Origin of the sequence: Microbacterium sp. ISL-103 (assembly GCF_018613995.1) — a bacterium.
Taxonomy (GTDB): domain Bacteria; phylum Actinomycetota; class Actinomycetes; order Actinomycetales; family Microbacteriaceae; genus Microbacterium.
The window spans coordinates 1-6,827 of record NZ_JAGGPD010000080.1; the positions used below are offsets into that span (position 1 = coordinate 1).

The 6,827-nt window shown below is 70.2% G+C and carries 6 protein-coding genes and 1 pseudogene; 5 read left to right on the forward strand and 2 right to left on the reverse strand.

Annotation, left to right across the window (positions count from 1 at the left end):
- The 4 genes from J7E68_RS03560 to J7E68_RS03575 form a co-directional block, all read left to right on the forward strand.
- Positions 1-1,400: alpha-2,8-polysialyltransferase family protein (locus J7E68_RS03560; RefSeq protein ID WP_251048598.1), on the forward strand; the 1,400-nt coding region annotated here is incomplete at its 5' end.
- Between the two features lie 38 nt (positions 1,401-1,438).
- The gene (locus J7E68_RS03565) at positions 1,439-2,620 is read left to right on the forward strand and encodes an acylneuraminate cytidylyltransferase (RefSeq protein ID WP_251048599.1); all 1,182 of its coding nucleotides are present in this window, start codon (positions 1,439-1,441) and stop codon (positions 2,618-2,620) included.
- 85 nt (positions 2,621-2,705) lie between these two features.
- On the forward strand, positions 2,706-3,578 hold the full coding sequence (locus tag J7E68_RS03570) for an N-acetylneuraminate synthase family protein (RefSeq protein ID WP_215169917.1): 873 nt from the start codon (positions 2,706-2,708) through the stop codon (positions 3,576-3,578).
- Positions 3,575-4,963 (forward strand): DUF6716 putative glycosyltransferase, encoded by a 1,389-nt coding sequence (locus J7E68_RS03575; RefSeq protein WP_215169919.1) that lies wholly within the window; start codon positions 3,575-3,577, stop codon positions 4,961-4,963. Before J7E68_RS03570 ends, J7E68_RS03575 begins: the two co-directional genes overlap by 4 nt.
- A gap of 83 nt (positions 4,964-5,046) precedes the next feature.
- On the opposite strand, the gene J7E68_RS03580 is transcribed toward J7E68_RS03575, so the two are convergent.
- On the reverse strand, positions 5,047-5,973 hold the full coding sequence (locus tag J7E68_RS03580) for a hypothetical protein (protein WP_215169921.1): 927 nt from the start codon (positions 5,971-5,973) through the stop codon (positions 5,047-5,049).
- A 135-nt stretch (positions 5,974-6,108) separates the two neighbouring features.
- Between J7E68_RS03580 and J7E68_RS03585 the strand changes: the two are divergent.
- Positions 6,109-6,184, forward strand: a pseudogene (locus tag J7E68_RS03585).
- Positions 6,185-6,203: 19 nt separating this feature from the next.
- Here J7E68_RS03585 and J7E68_RS03590 read toward each other — a convergent pair.
- A partial coding sequence (locus tag J7E68_RS03590; protein WP_215169923.1) for a low temperature requirement protein A occupies positions 6,204-6,827 on the reverse strand: 624 nt, incomplete at its 5' end.

Here is a 6,827-nt window from a genome sequence, read left to right on the forward strand (position 1 = left end):
CGGGTGCTCGCTCCGCTGCTGCGCACAGTCGGGCACGCGGCATGACCCAGCTCTTCGCGCTGCACAGCGCCTACGGACTCGCCACCGTCGCCGCAGCTCTCGACGGAGACCTGCTCGGCGACCACGGCGAGCGGATCCTGGTGCCGTTCGTCTCGTCGCGGGTGCCCGAGACGACGGTCGGCATCGCGGTGGATCCTGCGCTCGCGAGCCTGCGAGGACGCTTCGACCGGGTCGAGGATCTCGATGCGCTGATCGGACCCCTGCATCCGAGTTCGTGGAAGCCGGATGCCGCCGATCTGCCGCTGCTGCGTCGCCTGCTGACCCGCGCGTGGGGGATCGACGTGTCAGACCTCGAACTGCTCCTGCAGAGCCCGCAGGTCGCGCCCGCCAGCACCCTGATGCAGCTCTTCCCGCACGCCCGCATCACGATCGTCGGCGACGGTCTGATGACCTACTCGCCGATGCGGATCGCGATGCCGCACACCGTGACCGCGCGGATCGGCCGGGTCGTGCACGCCGATGTGGTGCCGGGGGTGACCCCGCTGGTCGGCTCGCCCACCGCGACGCCGGTGCCCGTGCCGCCCGCGCTGTTCGGCGCCGTGCTCGTCGAGACGGCCGACGCTGTCGACGATGCCGTCGAGCTCGAGAGCGCACTCGGCGGGGAGCCCACCGTGCTCGTGCTCGGGCAGTATCTCGCAGCGCTCGGCCTCGTGACCGAGAGCGAGGAGGTGGCGATGCAGAAGCAGATGATCGATCGCGCCGCCCGCTTCGGCCCGACGCACATCGTCTTCAAGCCGCATCCCTCGGCCCCGCCTCGACTCGCAGATGCGCTGCGTGAGCGTGCGGCGGTGCACGGCATCGTGCTGCGCGAGTACCGAGGGGCGCTCGCCGCCGAGGTGCTGGCCGAGCGCATCGACGCCCGCGCCGTCATCGCCGGGTTCTCGACCGCTCTGCCGACCGTGCGGGCGCTGTTCGGTCGTGAGATCGACGCGGTCGGCGCCGACACCGTGCTCGCGCGACTCACGCCGTACGAGAACAGCAACCGGGTGCCGGCGACCATCGTCGACGTGCTCACCCGGCCGGGCTCGCCGTATCGCGAACCCGAGCGGATGCAGCTGCTGATCGATGCGGTCGGCTACGCCATGCAGCCGGTCGTCGCCGGTCACCTCCGCCCCCGCGCGGAAGAGCTGCTCGCAGGCCTCGACGAGATCGACCGCGACAGGTACTTCGCACCCGAGCGACTGGCCGAGCTGCGACTGCCCGGGGCACCCGAAGAGACCGCGGTGCGAAGAGTGCTGCGTCCGGCCGGAGGCATCGGTCGGGTCGAAGAGGTGCGGCTGACCGCGCTCGGCGCCAGGCGCAGGATCGGGCGCGCCTGGCGGGCGCTCAGAGGCCGATGACGATGACGAGAACCACGAGGACGAGAACCACGAGGGCGATGAAGATCAGGACGCAGGAGCAGAAGACGACGGATGCCGGCGGAGTCGTCGCGATCATCCCGGCGCGGGGTGGGTCGAAGGGCGTGCCGCGCAAGAACCTGCGTCGAGTCGGCGGCGTGCCGCTGGTGGAGCGTGCTGTGCGCAGCGCACTGGCGGGCGGCATCGATCTCGTGGTGGTGTCGACCGATGACGACGAGATCGCCATGGTCAGTGCTGCGGCGGGGGCACGGGTCGTGCGCCGCCCGGCCGACATCTCGGGCGACACCGCGTCGTCGGAGAGCGCGACACCGCACGCCCTCGACGAACCCGACGGTGCGGGCGAACGGGTCGACGTCGTGGCGTTCCTGCAGGCGACATCGCCGTTCATCCCGGGCGACGCTCTCGCCCGGGCAGTGGGCGAGGTGCGCGACGGTCGCGCCGACAGCGTGTTCGCCGCTCACGAGACGTATGGCTTCCTCTGGGGGCGCGGCGAGAACGGCGAGGCGGTCGCGCTGAACCACGACGCCGCGCATCGACCGCGCCGACAGGATCGCGAGCCGCATTTTCTCGAGACGGGCGCCTTCTACGTGTTCGCAGCTGCGGGATTCCGCGAGGCGAAGCACCGCTTCTTCGGGCGCACCCGGATCGCCGAGGTGCCCGAGTGGACGGCGATCGAGATCGACGACGAGCAGCAGCTGCGGATCGCCCGTGCGCTCGCCGCGTTGCACGAGACCCCGGAGCGGATCCCGGTGCGGGCGATCGTCACCGATTTCGACGGCGTGCACACCGACGACACGGCGAGCGTCGACGCCGACGGTGTCGAGCGGGTGCGGGTCAGCCGCGAAGACGGCATGGGGGTGTCGCTGCTGCGGCGTGCCGGCATCCCGATGCTCATCCTCTCGACCGAGGTCAACCCCGTCGTCCGTGCGCGCGCCGACAAGCTGCGCGTCCCCGTGCGTCACGGCATCGACGACAAGGAGTCCGCGCTGCGCGCGTGGGCAGAGGACGCCGGCATCCCGCTCGCCGACATCGCGTACCTGGGCAACGACGTCAACGATCTGCCCGCCCTGCGCATCGTCGGATGGCCGATCGCGGTGGCCAATGCGCATCCGCTCGTGCGCGAAGCGGCACGGGTCGTGCTGCGCCGCACGGGCGGTCACGGCGCCGTCCGCGAGCTGATCGAACGAGTGTTGCCGGGCTGACCGACGCCGGTAACCCTCCTGTCGCGCGCTGTTCACCCCCGGCGCGTACTCAGGGGAGAAGGCCATTTCGACGACCGGAGGAACCATGACTGTCAGCATCGGCTCACGCGTGATCGGCGGCGGCCACCCCGCCTATCTCATCGCAGAGATCGGCCTGAACCACAACGGCGACGTCGACATCGCGAAGCGTCTGATCGACGTCGCGGCGAAGGCAGGAGCCGACGCCGTGAAGTTCCAGAAGCGCACTACCGAGATCTCCACCCCCGAGCACATGCGCGATGTGCCGCGCGAGACGCCGTGGGGCACCATGAGCTACCTCGACTACCGTCGCCGCGTCGAGTTCGGCCGCGACGAGTACATCGCGATCGGCGACCACGCCACGATGCTCGGCCTCGACTGGTTCGCCTCCCCGTGGGATGTCCCCAGCGTCGGCTTCCTCGAAGACCTGAACGTCGTGGCGCACAAGGTCGCATCGGCCAGCCTCACCGACACCGAGCTGCTCGTCGCACTGCGCGAGACCGGCAAGCCGATCATCCTCTCGACGGGGATGTCGACCATCGAGCAGATCGACCGCGCTCTCGCCACGCTCGGCACCGACCGCGTGGTGCTGATGCACGCCACATCGACCTACCCGCTCGAGCCCGAAGAGGCCAACCTGCGTGCGATCGCCACCCTGCGCGACCGTTACCCCGGAGTGCCGGTCGGCTACTCGGGTCACGAACGCGGTCTGCAGATCTCCCTCGCCGCCGTCGCGATCGGAGCAGTGGCCGTCGAGCGCCACATCACGCTCGACCGCACGATGTGGGGATCCGACCACGCGGCCTCGCTCGAACCCGCAGGTCTCGAGCACCTCGTGCGCGACATCCGCGTGATCGAGGCGGCACTCGGAGACGGCGTCAAGCGCGTCTTCGACAGCGAGCGCGCGCCGATGGCGAAGCTGCGTCGTATCCCGGCATGACCGAGTCGGGTGCACTCCGGGTCGTCGCGATCGCCGACGCGGACTCGTTCGTGAAGTGGTCGGCGTCGCTGCTCGGCAGTGTGCCCGGCATCCGTCCGCATCTTCTGCTGGTGAAGACGCCGCTGACCGCGAGCATCGAGCAGCAGCGCACGGCTCTCATCGGCACGGGCATGCAGGCGGACGATGTGACGAGGGTGGCCTTCGCGCGCGCCTCGGGGTGGCTCGAGGGCGAGCAGCCCGACGTCGTGCTGCTCGCGGGTCGCGGGCCGTTCGTCCGCCTCATGGGGCGGGTCGTCGACGGCCTCACGCGTCGTCCCGTGGTCGTGGCGGGGCTGCCGGGCATGGCGATCCCCGCCCAGCGCGGGGCGCTGGACTACCGACGCCACGCCGACCTTCTCGTCGTGCACTCCCACCGCGAAGAGCGCGCCTTCGCCGAGCTCGGACGTCGGATCGGCGTGCAGGTGCCGACGGCGCTCGCGACCCTGCCCTTCGCCCGCTCGCGATCGCGGATGCTGGCGTCGGATCGGGCCCGTGTGCTCGCCTCGGACGCCGCCCGTGCGGGAGGAACCCTCGTCGCAGAGAGGCAGACGGAACCCCGTTCGGTGCGCGTTCCCGCCACCGATCTCGTCTTCGCTGCGCAGGCGCTCGTCCCGACCGGCCGTGACGAGCGCGCCGAGATCGCGGCGACGCTCGTGCGCGCCGCCGAAGCCGATCCCGGCCGCCGGGTGGTGGTCAAACTGCGCTCCCGACCCGGCGAGTCCGAGACGCATCTCGAACGCGATCCGTACCTCGAACTGCTTCCGGCGCGCAGGCCCGACAATCTCGTCGTCTCGTACGGATCCATGGCCGAGGCTCTGTCGACGGCGGCGGGTCTCGTGACGGTGAGCTCGACCGCGGCCGTCGAGGCCGTGGCGCTGGGGGTGCCGGTGATCGCCCTCGACTCGTTCGGGGTGAGCAAGAGCCTGTTGAACACGGTGTTCGTCGGCAGCGGTCTGCTGGGTGGTCGCAGCGAGGTCGTGGCCGGCCGCTTCCGGCATCCGCATCCCGTCTGGCTGCGCGACAACTACTTCCACCCCTCGTCCGAGTCGACCTGGTGGCAGCACGTCGAGCAGCTCGTGGCGCTGCGTCGTGCCGGGGGTCTGCCGACGAGACGCGTGCCGGAGGCGCGGGCCGGCGCCCTGCACGAAGCGTGGCATCGGGCGAGCGTCCTCGGTTCCGAAGACCGTACGTTCGTCGGAACCGCCGCACTCGCCGTCGGAGTGCCCGCCACCCGGATGCTCGGCGCGCTGCGCCGCGGACGTCAGTCGGGCGGCGGCACCTGGGCCGATGCCACGACCGACATCACGCTCGAGCCGAATCCCTTCCACGACTCGATCCGGCGCTGACCACACGGGCTGCGACCTGTTCCGGTCGCAGTCCGTGCCGCCTCATCCGGATCGCGGCGGCGCAGACTGCGACCGGAACGGGATCAGGCCCACCGAGCCGCGATCGAGGGCGGGTTCGCGTCGTTCCAGCGCTGGAACGTCTGCACCCACCAGAACGTTCCGAACAGGATCAGCGCGACGGCCTCGCCGAAGAGCACGACCGGGGTCTCGCCGAAGGCCTGTCTGAACAGAAGCGCCACGCCGAGCAGCACGAGGTCCGTGATCAGGAGCCCTGAGATCCAGCGGTAGATCGATCGCTGGCGGGGCGGGGGCGGGGTCTCGCCCGGTTCGAGAGGGCCGCCCGCGTACAGGATCGGGACTGCGGCGAACACCCCGAAGAACAGCAGCGTCACCACGAAGTGGATGCTGTGCACGGGCCAGAAGTTGAACGGGAAGGACTCGTTGAGCGCCGGCGCGAAGGCGAGCGCGGCGAGAGCGACGGCGGTGGTCACCGCGATGATCGACACGGCGCGTGCAGAGCGATTCGGGGCGCGCGTCCGCGCCCGGATGACGGCCATTGTGATCACCGAGACGATCACGACAACCACGTAGACGGCGATGCCGAGCCGCATGGCGCCGAGAAGCTCGACCGGCACGCACTCGAAGTTGTCGGGGCACTCGAATCCGCCGATCCGCTGTCGGTTGGCGAGACCGGTCGGCACGATGGCGATCACAGGCGCGAAGACCGCCGAGATGTCGAGCAGAGTGGTCGCTCGATCGCGGCCCGACAGGGCGAGGAGTGCGAGGGATGCCGCGAACAGGGCTCCGACGAAGATCGAGCGCGCCGGAGTGTAGAAGTAGTGACTGATCGACGGGAGCGGCTCCCACCCGAGAGCGAGCGGCTGCCACGAGACGACGATCGTCTGGATCAGCACGCTGAGCAGCAGGGCGAAGACGATGAAGACGAGCGACAGCCGCAGGTAGCGGTGCGTCTTCAGACCGGTGGGGGTGGTGACGTCATCAACGGCCATGAGGCGAACGTACACCGCACTCAGGACCCCGCCGGATGTCGCCGCATGACGGCCGTTGTCATGCGGCGACGCACTCTGTCAATCCCCGCAACCATCCTGGCCTTCCAGGGCGTGGCCGGGTAGCGTCATTCCCATCGCGGCGATCCGGGCGGTCCCGGGCCTCAGCTCATACCTGACGGCGTTGCGGGTTCGACTCCCGCCGTCGCGTCCACTCTGTTCGGGCCTGGCCTTCATCCCCCGGAGCGTCGACCGCGACGCAGCCGCTCGACAGACTCGCCCGCCGCGACACCGACGAGAACGATCGCGGTCGTGATCGACAGCGGGAGGGCGTCGACGAGGAAGCCTGCGAACCCTGCACCGGCGAGCAGAGCAAGAACCACCAGACCGACGAGCTGAGCTCGCGCCCAGCGCCCCTCGAGCAGGCGGCGGAACAGCACGGTCCCGGTGAGGAAGAGGAACGGCGCGCCGACCACCACGACCGTGGCGGCGAGGCTGCGCTGGTCGGGAAGCGCCAGCATCTCCTTGTCACCCACGCTCATCAGCACGATGCCGGCGATGATCGGAAGATGTACCCAGGTGTAGACGGTGCGCGCGAGGCGGGCCGGTTCGTCTGACGCCTCGATCGCCTCGGCGCCGATGCGCTCGCCGTGATCGAAGTAGATCCACCAGGCCGCCGCGGCAGCGACGAACGCCGTCGCCAGCGCAGCGATGGATGCGACGGACGATTCCTTGTCGACGAACGCGAAGCCGGTGACCAGCAAGCCTTCGCCGAGCGCGAGGAGGATGAACAGGGACGTCAGCCCGGCGATGTGCGCCCCGGAGAGGTCCCAGGAGCGCAACCGGACCTTCCCCCC